General features: G+C 74.0%; 17 protein-coding genes. 8 read left to right on the top strand and 9 right to left on the bottom strand.

Translation table 11 applies throughout. The annotated features are described in order from the left end of the window. Positions 1 to 3: 3 nt before the first annotated feature. Positions 4 to 690, bottom strand: coding sequence for a signal peptidase I (gene lepB, locus CG736_RS26365; protein ID WP_157815747.1), 687 nt, complete (start codon positions 688 to 690; stop codon positions 4 to 6). 86 nt (positions 691 to 776) lie between these two features. After that, positions 777 to 1,133, bottom strand: a complete 357-nt coding sequence (locus CG736_RS26360) for a chorismate mutase (protein ID WP_100588655.1) — start codon at positions 1,131 to 1,133, stop codon at positions 777 to 779. Positions 1,134 to 1,417: 284 nt separating this feature from the next. Between CG736_RS26360 and CG736_RS26355 the strand changes: the two genes are divergently transcribed. Both CG736_RS26355 and CG736_RS26350 read left to right on the top strand, forming a co-directional pair. Then, on the top strand, positions 1,418 to 1,843 hold the full coding sequence (locus CG736_RS26355) for an OsmC family protein (protein WP_043916387.1): 426 nt from the start codon (positions 1,418 to 1,420) through the stop codon (positions 1,841 to 1,843). 327 nt (positions 1,844 to 2,170) lie between these two features. Continuing rightward, complete coding sequence (locus CG736_RS26350; RefSeq protein WP_100588730.1) at positions 2,171 to 4,072, top strand: bifunctional diguanylate cyclase/phosphodiesterase; 1,902 nt, start codon at positions 2,171 to 2,173, stop codon at positions 4,070 to 4,072. Between the two features lie 4 nt (positions 4,073 to 4,076). Here CG736_RS26350 and CG736_RS26345 read toward each other — a convergent pair whose 3' ends face one another. Beyond that, a complete protein-coding gene (locus tag CG736_RS26345) occupies positions 4,077 to 5,153 on the bottom strand; it encodes an LLM class flavin-dependent oxidoreductase (RefSeq protein WP_100588654.1) in 1,077 nt (358 codons plus the stop codon). 423 nt (positions 5,154 to 5,576) lie between these two features. Here CG736_RS26345 and CG736_RS26340 point away from each other — a divergent pair, with 423 nt between their 5' ends. Together CG736_RS26340 and CG736_RS26335 are read left to right on the top strand one after the other, a co-directional pair. Then, the gene (locus CG736_RS26340; protein ID WP_100588653.1) at positions 5,577 to 6,194 is read left to right on the top strand and encodes a hypothetical protein; all 618 of its coding nucleotides are present in this window, start codon (positions 5,577 to 5,579) and stop codon (positions 6,192 to 6,194) included. 244 nt (positions 6,195 to 6,438) lie between these two features. Next, the gene (locus tag CG736_RS26335) at positions 6,439 to 7,701 is read left to right on the top strand and encodes a hypothetical protein (RefSeq protein WP_100588652.1); all 1,263 of its coding nucleotides are present in this window, start codon (positions 6,439 to 6,441) and stop codon (positions 7,699 to 7,701) included. Here CG736_RS26335 and wecB read toward each other — a convergent pair. Beyond that, positions 7,617 to 8,864 (bottom strand): non-hydrolyzing UDP-N-acetylglucosamine 2-epimerase, encoded by a 1,248-nt coding sequence (gene wecB, locus CG736_RS26330; RefSeq protein WP_100588651.1) that lies wholly within the window; start codon positions 8,862 to 8,864, stop codon positions 7,617 to 7,619. The genes CG736_RS26335 and wecB overlap by 85 nt on opposite strands. A 345-nt stretch (positions 8,865 to 9,209) precedes the next feature. Between wecB and CG736_RS26325 the strand changes: the two genes are divergently transcribed. The 4 genes from CG736_RS26325 (at position 9,210) to CG736_RS26310 (ending at position 12,247) form a co-directional block, all read left to right on the top strand. Further along, the gene (locus tag CG736_RS26325) at positions 9,210 to 9,410 is read left to right on the top strand and encodes a hypothetical protein (RefSeq protein ID WP_100588650.1); all 201 of its coding nucleotides are present in this window, start codon (positions 9,210 to 9,212) and stop codon (positions 9,408 to 9,410) included. Between the two features lie 65 nt (positions 9,411 to 9,475). Continuing rightward, positions 9,476 to 10,057, top strand: coding sequence for an archaeosortase/exosortase family protein (locus CG736_RS26320; RefSeq protein WP_100588649.1), 582 nt, complete (start codon positions 9,476 to 9,478; stop codon positions 10,055 to 10,057). After that, complete coding sequence (locus CG736_RS26315; protein WP_100588648.1) at positions 10,054 to 11,385, top strand: glycosyltransferase; 1,332 nt, start codon at positions 10,054 to 10,056, stop codon at positions 11,383 to 11,385. The genes CG736_RS26320 and CG736_RS26315 overlap by 4 nt, the downstream gene beginning before the upstream one ends. Before the next feature lie 127 nt (positions 11,386 to 11,512). Next, entirely contained in the window at positions 11,513 to 12,247 is a 735-nt protein-coding gene (locus CG736_RS26310) for a choice-of-anchor P family protein (protein ID WP_100588647.1), read from the top strand. Between the two features lie 68 nt (positions 12,248 to 12,315). On the opposite strand, the gene CG736_RS26305 is transcribed toward CG736_RS26310, so the two are convergent. From CG736_RS26305 to CG736_RS26285, 5 genes are read right to left on the bottom strand one after another with little or no spacing between them, the layout of a single operon-like run. Further along, positions 12,316 to 13,164 carry an alpha/beta fold hydrolase gene (locus tag CG736_RS26305; RefSeq protein WP_100588646.1) on the bottom strand — a complete coding sequence of 283 codons (849 nt, stop codon included), beginning with the start codon at positions 13,162 to 13,164 and terminating at the stop codon, positions 12,316 to 12,318. Next, positions 13,161 to 14,234 (bottom strand): branched-chain amino acid ABC transporter permease, encoded by a 1,074-nt coding sequence (locus CG736_RS26300; RefSeq protein WP_100588645.1) that lies wholly within the window; start codon positions 14,232 to 14,234, stop codon positions 13,161 to 13,163. The genes CG736_RS26305 and CG736_RS26300 overlap by 4 nt, the downstream gene beginning before the upstream one ends. Next, positions 14,231 to 15,097: a branched-chain amino acid ABC transporter permease gene (locus tag CG736_RS26295; protein WP_100588644.1), complete on the bottom strand. Its 867-nt coding sequence runs from the start codon at positions 15,095 to 15,097 to the stop codon at positions 14,231 to 14,233. The genes CG736_RS26300 and CG736_RS26295 overlap by 4 nt, the downstream gene beginning before the upstream one ends. Beyond that, on the bottom strand, positions 15,097 to 15,825 hold the full coding sequence (locus CG736_RS26290) for an ABC transporter ATP-binding protein (RefSeq protein ID WP_043914109.1): 729 nt from the start codon (positions 15,823 to 15,825) through the stop codon (positions 15,097 to 15,099). The genes CG736_RS26295 and CG736_RS26290 overlap by 1 nt, the downstream gene beginning before the upstream one ends. After that, positions 15,822 to 16,577, bottom strand: coding sequence for an ABC transporter ATP-binding protein (locus CG736_RS26285; RefSeq protein WP_043914110.1), 756 nt, complete (start codon positions 16,575 to 16,577; stop codon positions 15,822 to 15,824). The genes CG736_RS26290 and CG736_RS26285 overlap by 4 nt, the downstream gene beginning before the upstream one ends. Positions 16,578 to 16,582 lie beyond the last annotated feature (5 nt).

Raw genomic sequence — 16,582 nt, 5'->3', positions numbered from 1 at the left:
CGGTCAGCGGCCGGTCCAGCCGAACCAGGTGACGTGGCCCAGGGGCCAGACCACGGCGGCGGTCGGGCCGACCACGTTGTCGACGGGGACGGCGCCGCCAGCCGGTCCTTCGCGGTGGTAGCGGGAGTCGGCGGAGTCGCTGCGGTGGTCGCCCTCGACCCAGATGTGGTCGGCGGGGACGGTGACGGGGCCGAAGTCCAGGCCCGCGCAGGAGTCGTCGCCGGGGTGCAGGTAGGGCTCGGCGACGGGCTGGCCGTCGACGGTGAGGGTGGTGCCGCGGCAGGCGACGGTCTGGCCGCCGGTGGCGATGACCCGCTTGACCAGGTAGTCGTCGCCGGGCGGCAACAGGCCGATCGCGCTGAGGCCGGAGTGGATCGCGCCGGTGAAGGCGTTGCTGTCCTTCGGGGTGGGCGGCAGCCAGCCGCCCGGGTCCTTGAACACCACGGGCTCGCCCGGCTCGGGCTTCCAACCGGTCAGCGGGGCGAGCTTGTTGACCGCGACCCGGTCGCCGATCTGCAGGGTGTTCTCCATCGATCCGGACGGGATGGAGAACACCTGGAACAGGCAGGACTTGATCACCACGGCGACCACCAGGCCGACGGCGATCATCACGGGCAGTTCGACGTACCAGGGCCGACGCCTGCGCCAGCCCTGTTCCTGCGTGGTCTCCTCGGTCACCGCAACCGACACCGACACCGCCTCCTCCGAAGGACAGCACGCTAACCCGCCCGCCGGACGGGGCGAAATCCGGCCCTTACGCGGACCGGACAGAGCCGTCAGTTCCCGGGGCGGCCGCTGTCGCCGGCGATCGCCTCGTGATGCCTGATCACCTCGGCGATGATGAAGTTGAGGAATTTCTCCGCGAACACCGGGTCGAGGCGGGCGCTGACGGCCAGTTCGCGCAGCCGGGCGATCTGCCGGCGCTCGCGCTCCGGATCGGCGGGCGGCAGCCGGTGCTCGGCCTTGAGCCGGCCGACCTGCTGGGTGGCCTTGAAGCGCTCGGCGAGCATGTGGACGACGGCGGCGTCGATGTTGTCGATCGACTCGCGCAGGCGGGTCAGCTCGGCCCGCACGGCCTCGTCGATCTGCCCGGGGGAGGTCGCTTCCGGGGCGGGGGTGGGCTGGTCCGTCATGGCGGTGGCTCCGATGCGGGTTCGGGTGGGCGCCGGGTGCGGCGGAGCGCGGCGGACGGGCCGACCCGGGCGCGGGCGAACGGCCAATCTAACAGGGCAAACACGGCGTTCCCGCCCGATCGGGCGACACGTTCCGGGATGTGGGACGGCCGCCGGACGGACGGTCGCGCGCTGATCCGACGAGAACGGTCGGCCAGGCCCTAGGCTGGGCGGGCCGCGGCCGCAAGTGCGGTCGCGGGTGGAGCAGTTCGACCGGCAGTCCCCCCTACAGGAGGTACCTGATCGTGGCTACGACCCGCACCGCGCACACCGAGTGGGAGGGCAACCTGCTCGACGGCAAGGGCCTGGTGACCTTCGACTCCTCGGGCATCGGCGAGTTCCCGGTGTCCTGGCCGTCCCGGGCCGAGGCCGCGAACGGGAAGACCAGCCCGGAGGAGCTGATCGCGGGCGCGCACTCGGCGTGCTTCTCGATGGCGCTGTCGCACGGCCTGGCCGGCGCCGGCACCCCGCCGACCAAGTTGGAGACCAAGGCGGACGTGACCTTCCAGCCGGGCACCGGCATCACCGGCATCCACCTGACCGTGGTCGGCACCGTTCCGGGCCTGGACGAGGCGGGCTTCGTGAAGGCCGCCGAGGACGCGAAGGCGAACTGCCCGGTCAGCCAGGCGCTGACCGGCACCACCATCACGCTCTCCGCGTCGCTGGCCTGACCCGCCCGACCCCGCCCGACCTGCTCACGCTCACGCCCCGCTACGGCGCGTGAGCGTGGGCGTACGCCCCCGGCGTGCACCAAGTCCGGTGCGCGCTGGGGGTCTCGCACGTTTTGTCGAAGGACATCTGCGGACAATCCGCCCGAATCACCCCGGCGGCGGTCGCGCACAGTTACACCGGCGGCCTATGATCGGCGGACGTGGCCCGAGGCCGCCGGCAGCTCCCCGGTCCGACCGGGGACGACCGGACGGAGCGGGACCGCGGGCCGGTCCCCGCCCGCTCGGGTGTCGACCGTGATCAGTGGCAGCAGCGGACGGGAGCGTGCCGTGCCGGGCCGGAACGTCGGGGCCGACGCACACCATCAGGGTGGGCGGCCCGAAACGCCGCGCCCGCAGGACGGGGGGACCGCCTCGAAGGCGACCACCGGCCCGCCCCGGATCTGCACCGTCTGCGGCAGCCTGCTGAGCGCCGACTCCGTGCACCTGGCCGACGCGCTGCGGGCCAGCGAGTCGCGCTTCCGCGCCGCGTTCTCCGACGCCGGCATCGGCATGGCGCTGATCGACACCGACGATCTGGTGATCGAGGGCAACCCGGCGTTCGCCGCCATGCTCGGCCGGGAGACCGCCGAACTCTCCGGCCTGCACATCCACCAGATCATCGATCCGGAGGACCCGTCCCGGCTCCGCTACCGCGAACTGGTGCGCGGCGAGCGCGACCGGATGCGCACCGAGAAGCGGCTCAAGCACCGCGGCGGGCGCGAGGTCTGGGGCCGGGTCACCGTCTCGCTGATCCGCGACGGCGCGGGCCTGCCGTACTACACGCTGGTGATGGTCGAGGACATCACCGAGCAGCGCCAGCTCGGCGACCGGCTCGCCTACCAGGCGCTGCACGACCCGCTGACCAGACTGCCGAACCGGGCGCTGTTCTTCGAGCGCCTGGAGTCCGCGTTCAAGCCGGCCGGTCCGGCCGGGTCGCAGGACGTGGACGGCGAGCCCCGGATCGGGCTGTGCTACGTCGACCTGGACGGCTTCGCGGCCATCAACGAGACCCTCGGCCACCACATCGGCGACCAGCTGCTGGTCGCCGTCGCCGCCCGGCTGGAGCACGGATTCGCCGACGGCGAGGGCCACTTGGTGGCCCGCCTGGGCGGCGACGAGTTCGCCGTGCTGGTCACCGACAGCTCCGGCCACCAGCAGCTCACCCACCTGGCTGCCGGGCTGATGGGCGCCCTGGAGCGGCCCTTCGAGGTGGCCGGGCACCGGCTGACGGTGACCGCCTCGATCGGCGTGGTGGAGCGCCCGGTGCGCGGCTCCACCCCCACCGACCTGATCCGCGACGCCGACTCCACCCTGTACTGGTCGAAGGCCGACGGCCGGGCCCGCTGGACGCTGTACGACCGCGACCGCGGCGCCGACCAGCTGACCCGGCACCTGCTGGCCACCGCGCTGCGCCCGGCCGTGGAGCGCGGCGAGTTCGTCGTCGAGTACCAGCCGCTGGTGGGCCTGGCGGACGGCGCGGTGCACGGCGCCGAGTCGCTGGTGCGCTGGCGCCACCCGCGCTACGGGCTGCTGTCGCCGGACCGTTTCATCCCGCTCGCCGAGGAGTCCGGGGCGATCGTGCCGCTCGGCAAGTGGGTGCTGGAGGAGTCCTGCCGCCAGGCCCGGCGCTGGCTGGACGACTTCCCGGGCTCGGAGACGTTCATCTCGGTCAACCTGGCCGCCCGTCAGATCTGGGACTCCGACGTGGTCGCCGACGTCGCCGAGGTGCTGGAGCGCACCGGGCTGCCGACCCGGCTGCTGCAGCTGGAGATCACCGAGAGCGCGATCCTCGGCCCCAGCGGCCGCCCGCTGCAGGCGCTGCAGGCGCTCGCCGACATGGGCGTGCGGATCGCCATCGACGACTTCGGCACCGGCTACTCGAACCTCGCCTACCTGTCCCGGCTGCCGGTGCACGCGCTGAAGCTGGACGGCACCTTCATCGAGGCGTTCCGGGAGAGCGCGCCCGGCGACGGCGGGCGGCGGCGCGCCGCCGACGAGCAGATCGTCGGCGCCGTCGTGCAGTTGGCGCACGCCCTGGGCCTGACCGTCACCGCCGAGGGCATCGAGAACGCCGCCCAGGCCGAGCGCCTGCGGCAGACCGGCTGCGACTTCGCCCAGGGCTGGCACTTCGCCCGCCCGGGCGCCCCCGACCGGATCGCGGAGATACTGCGGGAGCGCCCTCGCCGGTGAGCCGTCAGCCGGTGAGGCCGTACGCCTCGGCGATCATCCCGTAGGACGTCAGCCGGTTCTGGTGGCCGTGGATGTGCGAGGTCACCATCAACTCGTCCGCGCCGGTGCGCTTGCGCAGCGCCTCCAGGCCGTCGACGACCTCCTCGGGGGTGCCGAGCACCACGTCGGCCAGCCAGGAGTCCACGAAGTCCTCCTCGGCCGACGTGTAGGTGCGCGCGGCGGCCTCCTCCGGGGTGGGGATCGGCCCGGGCCGGCCCAGGCGCAGCCGCAGCATGCCGAGGGCGGCGGAGCGGGCCAGCCACAGCGCCCGCTCGGCGGTCTCGGCGGCGACCGCGTTGACCCCGATCAGCGCGTACGGCTCGGACAGCACCTCGGACGGGCGGAAGTTGTCCCGGTACAGGTCGAGCGCGGGCACCGTGTTGGCGGCGCTGAAGTGGTGCGCGAAGGCGAACGGCAGGCCGAGCCGGGCGGAGAGCTGCGCGGAGAAGCCGGACGAGCCGAGCAGCCAGATCGGCGGGCGGGTCGCGGAGCGCGGCACCGCCACCAGCCGGGCGTACGGGTGGCTGTCGGGGAAGTCGCCGTCCAGGAAGTGGGTGAGCTCGGCGAGCTGGCGCGGGAAGTCCTCGGCGCCGTCGGCCAGGCCGCGGCGCAGGGCCCGGGCGGTGGCCTGGTCGGTGCCGGGGGCGCGGCCGAGGCCGAGGTCGATCCGGCCGGGGTGCAGGGCCTCCAGCAGGCCGAACTGCTCGGCGACGGTGAGCGGGGCGTGGTTGGGGAGCATCACGCCGCCGGAGCCGAGCCGCAGGGTGCTGGTGTGCGCGCCGAGGTGGGCGAGCAGCACGGCGGGCGCCGAGGAGGCGACGCCGGGCATGCCGTGGTGCTCGGCGACCCAGAACCGGTGGAAGCCCCAGCGCTCGGCGCTGCGGGCGAGTTCGGTGGTGGCGGCGAGCGCCTCGCCGGCGCTGTGGCCGGCGCCGATGGTGGCGAGGTCGAGGATCGAGAGCGGGGCGGGGGCGGTGCCGACGGCCCGGCCGCGGATCCTGTCGTCGTCGCCGGGGTGCCGGTCGGTCGGTGCGGTGGTCATGCGGCGCGTCCTCCTGGTGCCCCGGCCCGGTGCCCGGGCGTCCGACGGAGGACAACCCGTCAACCGGCCGGGCTGTTCCCGCCGGCCGGGGCGAATCGCCAACGAGGCACTGCCGCTGGCGAGTTCACGCCACCGCGAGAAGTCGCCAGCGGCGATGGTCGAGCCGGGCCCCGGGGATGCGGCAGGCTGGTGACCGTCGCGGACGACCTACCGGCTCCGCGCACCGCACCGGAGTCGCGGGCTCGACCAGCGCCGCGGATCCCCCGAGCCCCCGCAGCGGCACCCCGCCGGGGGCTCCCAGCCGTGCCCGGACATGTGTGCGGCATCCCACACGGGGGTGCTTCAGGTGATGAAAGGTGTCCGCGCTAGCGTTGACCCTCGTTGCAGCTGCCTCTCCCCCGGGCGGGCTGGAGGGAGAGAACCTTGGACGCCGACGCGGTGATCGCACCTGCGTGGTACTGCGCGCTCGCGCTGGTCGCGGTGCTCGGTGACGCCTTCCTGCCGTTCCTGCCCAGCGGGACGCTGGTGATCCTGGCCGTGCTGAAGACCGGCCAGGTGGGCGGCTCGCCGCTGCCGCTGGCCGCGGGCGTGGCGGTGGCGTCCTTCCTCGGCGATCTGCTGCTGCTCCAGCTGGCCCGCCGCGGCGCGCCCGCGGTGAACCGGCGCCTGGCGCGCCGGCCCCGGCTGGCGGCCAGCGTGGCCCGGGTGCAGCGGGCGCTGACCGGCCGCACCACCAGTCGGACGGCGGCGGCGATCGTGATCGTGGCGCGTTTCGTCCCCGCCGGGCGGACGGTGCTGGACCTGGCGGTCGGTCACTCCCCGAACCGGCCGTGGACCTTCCTGCGCTGGTCGGCGGTGGCCGCGGTGGTGTGGGCGGCGTACATCGTCAGCCTCGGCTGGCTGAATCTGCACTGGTTCGACACCGAGTGGCTGAGCCTGGCGATCTCCTCGGTGGCGGCGACGGCGATCAGCAGCCTGGTGGTCCAGGTGGTGCGCCGACGCCGCCGGCTGGCGGTGCTGGTCGAGGGCGAACCGGTCTAGTACCGCCGCGGCCTCGGGGTTTGTGTCCCAGGACGGCAACAGGACGACCCCGGCGGGAGCCGGACGAAGTCGATTCGCGTGATGACCGGTTGAGGGTGGGCGGCGTTGGACCGCCCGTCCCGGGCATGCCATCCTTGAGTGGCGAAACCGTCAAATTGTCCGAGTTTGCCAGAAGTTGACCATCCGGAGCCGCGGCAGGCGTCCGGATCTTCTTCTGGTCGGGCCCACTGCGGCAGGGGAGACCATGAGCACCATCTCGCGCAGGACAGTGCTGTCCGCCACGGCGGCCACCGCGGCCCTGGGGGCCGTCGCCGCCTGTTCGAGCGGAGGCGGCGCCGGCGGCCGGCCCGGCTCCGACGCGGGCGCCGGCAGCGGCGGCGGCAGCAAGCCCGCCCCCGGCCAGTCCGGCACCAAGGGCACCCCGATCGGCGACGGCTCCAACGCCGACACCGGCCCGCAGCCGAACCAGCCGAAGGCCGAGAAGCTGAAGCCCGGTGAGGCGCCGCCGCAGTTCGTGGTGTTCTCCTGGGACGGCGCGGGCGCCACCGACGACGGCCAGTTCACCCGGTTCCTCAAGCTCGCCGAGGAGCACAAGGCGACCATGACGTTCTTCCTCTCCGGCATCTACACGCTGCCGAAGGAGAAGTCCTCGCTGTACCACCCGCCGAAGCACACCCAGGGCGCCTCCGACATCCCGTTCCTGTCCGAGGGCGCGGTCCGCAACACGCTGAAGCTGATCAGCCAGGCGTGGCTGGCCGGCCACGAGATCGGCACCCACTTCAACGGGCACTTCTGCTCGACCCGCTCGGACGGCAACGGCGTCAACAAGTGGTCGCCGGAGGACTGGGAGAGCGAGATCGAGCAGGCCGTCGGCTTCGTCACCCAGTGGAAGACCAACACCGGGTTCACCGACGTCGACCCGCTGCCCTTCGACTACAAGAAGGAGCTGATCGGCGGCCGCACCCCGTGCCTGGAGGGGCAGAAGACGCTGCTGCCGACCGCCGCCAAGCTCGGCTGGAAGTACGACGCCAGCTCGCCCGGCGGGCAGCAGATCTGGCCGCAGAAGGTCCAGGACGGCAAGATCTGGGACTTCCCGCTGCAGGGCATCCCGTTCCCCGGGCACAACTTCCAGGTGCTGTCGATGGACTACAACATCCTGGCCAACCAGTCCGCCGGCTCCACCAAGGGCGACCCGGCCAAGTACGGCCAGTGGCGCGACCAGGCCCGGGACTCCTACCTGGCGGGCTTCAACCGCGCCTACAGCACCAACCGCGCGCCGTTCTTCGTCGGCAACCACTTCGAGCAGTGGAACGGCGGCATCTACATGGACGCCGTCGAGCAGACCCTCAAGGAGATCGCCGGCAAGCCGGACGTCCGCCTGGTCTCGTTCCGGCAGCTGGTCGAGTGGCTGGAGGCGCAGGATCAGTCCACGCTGCGCAAGCTCCGCACCCTCAACGTCGGCCAGGCCCCGACCGGCGGCTGGCAGACCTTCCTCGGCACTCCCTGACGGTCCGTCGGCTCCGCCGACTCCGCCGCCCCGTCCGCCCCGGCCGCCGCATCGCGCGGCCGGGGCGGACGCTGTGGGTAGCGGGCCCGGACGGCGGCGGCGATCGTTCGGGACGCCTGCCCGTCGCCGTACGGGGACGGCACCTCGGCGAGCCGCGCCGCGGCGCCCGGGTCGGCGAGCAACTCGCGCAGGGCGGCGTCGAGTTCGGGCCCGGGGCGGGCCAGCCGGGCGAACCCGGCCCGGACCGCCTCCGGGCGTTCGGTGGAGTTGCGGACCACCACCAGCGGGCGTTTGAGCACCGTGCACTCTTCCTGGACGCCGCCGGAGTCGGAGACCAGCAGCCGGCAGTGCCGGGCCAGCGCCAGGAACGCGGCGTGGTCGAGCGGTTCGACCGGGCGCAGCCGCCCGCCGCCGGCGAGCAGCCCGGCGCCGGCGGCGGCCGCCCGGGTGCGGGGGTGCAGCGGCAGCAGCACCGGCAGGTCGAGGCCGCCGAGTTGGGCCAGCAGCCGGGCCAGCCGGTCGGGGTCGTCGGTGTTCTCGGGCCGGTGGACGGTGGCCAGCAGGTAGTTCTCGGGGGTGACGCCGTACCGGGCCAGCACGGCGCGGGCGGCGGTTTCGTCGGGCAGGGTGGCGAGGGTGGCCTCGACCACGGTGTTGCCGGTGACCAGGATCTGCCGCGGGTCGATGCCTTCGCGCCGCAGGTGGGCGGCGGCGGTCGCGGTGGGCGCGCAGTGCAGGTCGGCGAGCGGGGCGATGACCCGCCGGTTGGCCTCCTCGGGCATGTCGCGGTCGAAGGACCGCAGGCCCGCTTCGACATGGACGACGGGGACGCCGGCGCAGTGCGCGGCGAGCGCCCCGGCGGCGGCGGTGTTGGTGTCGCCCTGGACGATGGCGGCGGCGGGCGGGTGCTCGGCGAAGTGGCGGCTGAGTTCGCCGATCATCCGGCCGATCTGCCGGCCGCGGGGTTCGCCGCCGACGCCGTCCAGCCGGTGGTGCGGGGCGGGCAGGCCGTAGCCGGTGAAGAAGGCGGTGGTGAGGGCCGGGTCCCAGTGCTGGCCGGTCCACACCACGCGGGCGCGCGCGCCCAACAGCCGGGTGACGGCGGCGAGTTTGACGATCTCCGGTCGGGTTCCGAGGACCAGGGCGAGGTCGCGGGAGGTCATGGTGCTCCGTGAGGGGGACGGGACGACGGACCGAGCGCCGAGGGATCAGCCGGCGGGATTTTCGAATGACGATCACATGGTCGTGACGCTCCGTCGGTGAGCGCCGCGCGCCGCGCCCTTGCCGACCGTCGGGGGTGCGAGGACCACCCGCTCGGCGCAGCCGCCGTCCGCCCGGGCGCCCGCTCGGCCGCCGTGGCACCGACGGCCGATCGCGCCGGGCTCCGGACGTGGGGCGTCCGAGTGGTCTTCCGGCCGATCCGCGCGTCACTGCGGTCTGATGATCGGCCTGGCAGTCACCTTGGGCTCGGCCCGGAAGCCACCTGGCCGAGACGAGAGGAGACGACCGTGTACGGACCCCACGTCGGCGGAATCCCGCCTGTCGCGGCCGGCGGCGGAGTGCTGGCCTCCACCGGTTCGCCCGGACTCGGCCTGGCGGCCGCCGCGGCCACCGGCCTGCTGCTGGTCGGAGTGGTGCTGGTGCGGCGCGGCCGGCTGGCCACCGCCCCGCCCCGGTCCGAGCGGTCCGACCCGGACCGCCGTCCCTGACCTCCCCCGGACCGGGCGGACGACCGCCGGGTCCGGCCCGTCCGCCCCTCCGCGTGGAGCCGCTCATGCCTGCCACCGCACTCTCCGGACTGCCAGCCCGGCCCGCCGCCCGCACCCGCCCCGGCCCGCTCGGCGCGGTGTGCGGCCCGCTCGCCCTCGCCCTGGCCGGCCTGCTGGTCGGCGGCGAACACATGTACCGCAACCTGGAGTTGACCGCCGTCGCCCAGGTGGCGACCCACCTGCTGGGGCTGCGCACCCTGCTGCTGCCGAGCCCGAGCGCGCCGGTGCTGTACGCGGGCGGTCCGGACCACTTCGAGCGCGGCATCGCGCTGACCACCGGCTGCAGCAGCGCCCTGCTGATCGCGCCGTTCGCGCTGGTCCTCGGCCTGCTGCTGCTGTTCGGCCACCGCCGCCCGGGCCGGCTGCTGCTGGCCCTGGCGCTGGCCGGCGCGCTGATCGCCGGCACCAACCTGGGCCGGCTCACCCTGATCGTCGCCATGCAGCACCGCTACGGCAGCGCCGGGTTCGAGTGGACGCACGTCCTGTTCGGCTCGCTGCTGATGATGGCCGCCGCGCTGGCGGCCCTGCTGCTCTGTCTCGCCGTGGTCGCCCGCGGCTCCGCCCCCGCCGAGGACGTCGCCCCGTGAGCCTGCTCGATCTCTCCGTCTGCCTGTCCTTCATCCTCGGCGTCGGCTTCCTCGGCTACGTCGGGGTGATCGTGACGGGCTTCCTGCGCGCCCGGCCGGACACCCCGGGCGACCCGTCCGGCTACCAGTGGCACTTCGTCGTCCCGTGCCGCGACGAGGAGGCGGTGATCGGCCTCACCCTCGACCACCTGCACCGGCGCTTCCCCACCGCCCGCCTGTGGGTGGTGGACGACCACTCGACGGACCGCACCGCGGAGGTGGTCCTCGCCCTCGCCGTCGCCGGGCTGCCCGTCCACCTGGTGCGGCGCCGGCTGCCGCACGCCCGCACCGGCAAGGGCGACGCGCTGAACGCGGCGTACCACGCGCTGGAGGAGTGGCTGCCCGCCGGCGCCGACCCGGACCGGGTGGTGCTCACCGTGGTGGACGCGGACGGCCGGCCCTCGCCCAACCTGCTGCACGTGCTGGCCGGGCCGGCCTCGTTCGGCGACCCGGTGATCGGCGCCGTCCAGGTGGAGGTCCGGATGTCGAACCGGGCGGTGGCCGCGCCGCTGCCGGGCCGGAGCCGCGCCGCCAACGCCCGGGCCCGGCTGCTGGCCCGGCTGCAGGACCTGGAGTTCCGCGGGCCGATCTCCGCGATGCAGATCACCCGGCGCCGCACCGGCACCGTCAACGTCGGGGGCAACGGGCAGGCCAACCGGCTGAGCGCGCTGCGCGCGGTCGCCGCCGAGACCGGCAGCCCCTGGGGGCAGGCCCTGCTGGAGGACTTCGAGCTGGGCCTGCGGATGATGCTGGCCGGCCGCCGCAACGGCTACACCACCACCGCCTGGGTCGAGCAGGAGGCGCTGTGGAGCGTGCGGCAGCTGCTCACCCAGCGGGTCCGCTGGGCGCAGGGCTCGATGCAGTGCGCCCGGTACCTGCCGCGGATCTGGAGCTCCCGGGAGTTCAGCGCGCTCGGCTTCCTGGAGGTGGGCTACTTCATGGCGCAGCCCTGGCTCCAGGTGGTCGGCATGTTCGCCTACCTGCTGCCGATCGGGGTCTTCGGCTACCACTCCTGGGCGTACCCGGAGTTCACCGCGGACTTCCTCGCCCACGGCGGCGCCCTGCTGATCGGCCTGTACCTGCTGATCGGGATCGCCGAGTTCGCCGTCTGGGGGCCGCTGTACCGGCGCCGCTGCGAGCGGGACATCGGCCGCGGCCCGGCACTGGGGTACGGGCTCGCGCTGGCGGTCTACGCGTTCGGGACGTACCTGGTCGCGGTGCGCGCGTTCTGGCGGCTGGTGCGCGGGGAGCAGAGCTGGCACAAGACCGCACGGACAGCCGCGCGTTGACGATCCGTCAGGCAACTACTCCATTCGACCGGATTTCCCGACCGGTCACATAAGCCGCTTGTCGCATCAGGGAATTGATCGACAGCCATCGGAATCGGCACTTCCTCCCCAGAAAGGCGGTCCGTTCGTGACCACCGTCCCCACCCGCACCCGCGTCCTGGCCGGCGCAGCCCTCGCGGCCGGCCTGTTCTGCTCCGCCGCACCGGCGTTCGCCGCGCTCACCTCCCCCGAGGCGACGGCGTACGTGGTCTCCGCCGACGCACTGAACAACAACGTGGCCGTCCCGCCGCAACCGCTGTCCACCTACCCGCCGGGCGGCACCCAGACCCTGGTGGGCCTGACCGTCGGCCCGTTCGCGACCGACGCCACCCTCACCGCCACCACCGCCGGCGACCCGACGCTCGGCACCTCCTCGGCCTCCGCCACCGTCGACCACCTGACCCTGACCCTCGGCCCGGCCCTGGCCGGCGACGTGACCGGCGTCCAGTCCACCTGCAGCGCCGACCCGAACGGGCCCACCGGCAACGGCGTCATCGCGAGCGGCACCCTCACCGTGCTGGGCGTCCCGACCACCCTGCAGGCGAACGCCCCGAAGAACACCAGCGTCACCGTTCCGGGCCTCGGCACCGTGACCCTCAACGAGCAGTCCACCGACGCCAACGACGTGCTCACCGTCAACGCCGTGCACATCGTCCTGCTGCCCACCCTCGGCGGCGCCAACGTGATCATCGGCCACGTCGAGTGCGGCGGCTCCCCGGTGGCCGGGGCCGTGCCGATGATCGACACCCAGGTCGGGGTGATCGGCGGCTCGCTGGCCGCCGCGGCCGTCCTCGGCACCGTGTACTACCGGCGCCGCGCCTGACCGGGCCGGACAGCCGGGTGCCCTCCCGCTCCGGACACGGAGGCGGGAGGGCACCGGAGCGTTCGCGCTCAGACCAGCAGTTCGGCCAGCCGGTCGGCCCAGATGATCGAGTAGTGGCTGGTGCCGGCCAGCAGCTCGGTCGGGACGGTGACCTTCGCCGCCGCCAGCCGGCCCTCGTCGTACAGCGCCTGCGGCTCGTTCAGCAGGCCGCGCTCCGCGTACAGGAACTGCGTCGGAACGGTGAGGCGGTGGATCGCGCCGGCCGCCTCCGGATCGAGCAGCACCTGGGCGCCGTCGGTGGTGATCGCCTCGTGGACGCAGGACGAGACCAGCTCGGGGGCCTCGCCGATCAGGTCGCGCTGGGTGTACGCGTCCATCTCCTCGTTCCACTCGGCGAACGCGGGGTGCGCCTGCCAGAACCCGCGGTAGGCCTCGCGGCTCTCGAAGGTCATCGACAGCCGGGCCAGTGCCGGGCCGAGCACCGCGGCCAGCGCGTCCTCCTCGCGGACGCCCTCGGGCAGCGGGAAGGTCACCGCGCCGTCGACCAGGACCAGGTCGGCGAGCAGCTCGGGGTGCCGGGTGGCGGCGACGGCCGACACCCAGGCGCCCATCGAGTGGCCGACCAGCCGGACCGGGCCGGCGTCCAGGTGGCGGATCAGCGCGGCGACGTCCTCCGCGTGCCGGCCCAGGCCCCACGGGCCGGGCAGGTCGCGGCTGGCGGCCCGGCCGCGCAGGTCGGGGGCGTACAGCGCGACCCGGCCGTCCAGCAGGCGGGCCAGGCCGGCCCAGGCCAGCGCGTTGGCGGTGATGCCGTGCACGGCGACCACCACGGGCGCGCCCGGGTCGGCGGCCGGCCAGTGCAGGACGGCGAGGTCACCGCCGTCGACGGGGACGGTGAGGTGCTGGGGGAGAGTCATGCGGCGCCTTCCGGTACGGCGGTGACGGACACCTTGGCGGCCCTGGCGGCCCGGCCCGCGCGCAGCCGGGCGGGCAGCTTGGCCAGACCGCCGGGCAGCAGGTAGACCACGGCGACGAAGAGCGTACCCAGCAGGAACAGCGGCTGGGAGAGCGGAACCCGCAGCACGGACGGGAGTTCGGCGATGGACGCGGAGTTCGCCAGGTCGCCGAGCCGGTGCGCGGCCCAGGTGTAGAGCACGCCGCCGAGCAGCGGCCCCCACCGGGTGCCGGAGCCGCCGAGCACCACCATCACCAGCAGCGCCAGCGTCGCGTCCGAGCTCGCGGCCTGCGGGGTGGCGCCGCCGGTGAGCAGCAGGTAGACCACGCCGCCCGCGCCGGCCAGGCCGCCGGCCACGGTGAACGCGACCAGCTTGAAGCCGTACGGCCGCAGGCCCAGCACCTCGACCCGGCGCTCGTTCTCCCGGATGCCGGCCCACACCCGCCCGGTCGGCGAGGAGACCGTCCAGTGCACCACGGCGAGCGTGACGACCAGGTACAGCACCGCGATCCAGTACAGGTTGGCGGTGTTCTGAATGCCGATCAGCGCGTCCGGCAGGTGCTCGGCGGGCGCCGAGCGGCCCTCCTCGCCGCCGGTCAGGCCGCCGGGGTTGCGCTGCACCAGGATCGCCCCGGCCTGCGCGAACGCCAGCGTCACCATGGAGAAGCCGATGCCGGTGACCTTCAGCGACACCGAGCCGAGCAGCAGCGCCAGCGCGATCGAGCAGGCGATGCCGAACACCGCGGCCGGGGCGAGGCCCAGGCCGAACTCCAGCATCGCCAGGTCGGTGGCGTACAGGCCGGTGGCGAAGTACAGGGCGTGCCCGAAGGAGAGCAGCCCGGTGCGGCCGAGCAGCAGGTCGTAGCCGGTGGCGAGGCCGCCGTAGACCAGGCACAGCGCGATCAGCTGGAGGCTGCCGGGGCTGCCGAGCGGGCCGTCCAGCAGGCCGGGCAGCGGCAGGGTGCTGTACGGCGCGATCACCAGGACGACCAGCAGGCCGAGCGGCCACCAGCGCTTGAGGTGGGTGGTCATGCGAGTCTCCCGGTGAGTCCGCGCGGCTTGACGAGCAGCAGCACGGCGAGCAGGACGACCACGGAGAGGTCGCCGAGGCCCGCGGCGGTGTAGTAGTTGGCGAACTGCTGGACCAGTCCGACGCCGACCGAGGCGACGGCCGCGCCGGTGACGGAGCCCATGCCGCCCATCACCACGACCACGAAGGCGAAGATCAGCAGTCCGGTGCCCTGGCCGGGGTTGATCGAGCCGAAGTACAGGCCGGCCAGCGCCCCGCCGAGCGAGGCGGCGGCGCCGCCGATCGCGAAGACCAGGGTGAAGGCCTTGCGGACGTCGATGCCGAGCGCGGTGACCATCGCCCGGTCCTCGACGCCGGCCCGGACGATCAGCCCGTAGCGGGTCTTCGCCAGGAACAGCCGCAGCAGCACCAGCACGATCAGCGCGGCGGCCATCAGCACGAAGCGGTTGACGGGCACGGTCGCGCCCAGCAGCCGCACCGTGCCGGACAGCGCCTCGGGCTGCGGGAACGGCCGGGCGTCGGCGCCCCAGATGCCCATGATCAGCGCGGGCAGCGCGAGTCCGACGCCGACGGTGGCGAGGATCTGGTCGCGCGGCCGGGAGTACAGCGGCCGGATCAGCGCGAGTTCGAGCAGCACCGAGGCGGCGGTGCCGACCGCGGTGCCGAACGGGACGGCCAGCCAGAAGCCCATCCCGCCGTCGGTGGCGGCCCACCAGGCGGCGTACGCGCCGATGGACAGCAGCGCGCCGTGCGCGAAGTTGAGCACGTCCATCAGGCCGAAGATCAGCGAGAGGCCGGAGGCGACCAGGAAGTACAGCGCGCCGAGCCCCAGTCCGGTGCAGGCGAGCAGGACGACGGTGTTCATCAGGGAGTCACCTCGGGAGCTGCGGTGGGGCGGTGGCTGCCGACGCCGAGCAGCCGGCGGGCGGCGTCCTCGTCGGCGAGCAGCTCGCGGGCGTCGCCCTGGTGGGCGGTGCGGCCGTCGGCGAGGACGGCGCACTGCCCGGCGACCCGGCGGACCAGGGCCAGGTTCTGCTCGACCAGCAGCACGGGGACGGTCTCGGCGGCCCGGGCGAGCACGTCGGCGACCTCGGTGACGATCTTCGGGGCGAGGCCCTTGGTGGGCTCGTCGGCGATGATCAGCCGGTTGCCGTTGAGCAGCGTGCGGGCGATCGCCACCATCTGCTGCTGGCCGCCCGACAGGGTTCCGGCGGCCTGCCGGTGACGCTGCTTCAGCTCCGGGAACAGCTCGAAGACCAGGTCGTAGGCGGGAGTTCCGTCGCGTTCGGCCAGCCGCAGGTTCTCGGCGACGGTCAGGCCGGCGAAGATGCCGCGGTCCTCGGGCGCGTAGCCGATGCCGTGGCGGACCACCAGGTGGGTGGGCAGCCGGCCGATGTCGGCGCCGTCGAAGACCAGCGAGCCGGTGCGCGGGACGAGTCCCATCACGGCCTTGACGGTGGTGGTCTTGCCGGCGCCGTTGCGGCCGAGCAGTGCGGTGACTCCGGTGGCGGCGACGTCCAGGTCCACCCCGTGCAGGATGTGCAGTCCGTCGATCACCACCCGGAGGTCGCGGACGGCGAGCAGGGTCGTCACAGCGCCTCCCCGAGGTAGGCCCCCTGGACGGTTTCGTCGGCCATCACGGCCTCGGGGGTGTCGAGTGCGAGCAGCGTGCCGTGGTGCATCACGGCGAGCCGGTCGGCCAGGCCCAGCAGCACGTCCATGTGGTGTTCGACCATCAGGACGGTGCGGCCCTGCCGGTGCACGGAGCGGATCAGCTCGACCAGGGCGGGCACCTCCTCGGCGCTCACCCCCGCCATCGGCTCGTCGAGCAGGATCAGCCGGGGGTCGCCCACCAGCAGCACCGCGAGCTCCAACTTCCGCTTGCCGCCGTGCGACAGCGAACCGGCCAGGTCGTCGGCCTGGTCGGCGAGGCCGGTGCGCTCCAGGGTCTCCTCGACCTGCTGCCGGTACCGGTCGGCGCGCCGCCAGATCCGGTACGAGGCGGCCGGCCCGGCCGCGGCCTGCGCGGCCAGCCGGACGTGGTCGGCGACGGTCAGGCCGGGCCACAGCGAGGAGGTCTGGAAGGTCCGGCCGAGACCCCGCCGGGCCCGGGCGGGCACCGGCAGGGCGGTGATGTCGGCGCCGTCCAGCCGGAGGGTGCCGTGGCTGGCCGGGTAGATGCCGGAGATCAGGTTGAACAGGGAGGTCTTGCCCGCCCCGTTCGGGCCGATGAAGGCGACGAACTCGCCCTCGGCGACGTCGAAGGTGACGTCCTGGACGATCGGGACGCCGCGGACGGACCAGCCGAGGCCGTCCAGCCGCAGAACCGGGGCGGGGGTGCTCATTGCGG

Origin of the sequence: Kitasatospora sp. CB02891 (genome assembly GCF_002803145.1) — a bacterium.
Lineage (GTDB): Bacteria > Actinomycetota > Actinomycetes > Streptomycetales > Streptomycetaceae > Kitasatospora > Kitasatospora griseola.
The sequence above is the reverse complement of the archived record's forward strand: the minus strand, read 5'-3'. Positions and strand labels throughout refer to the sequence as shown.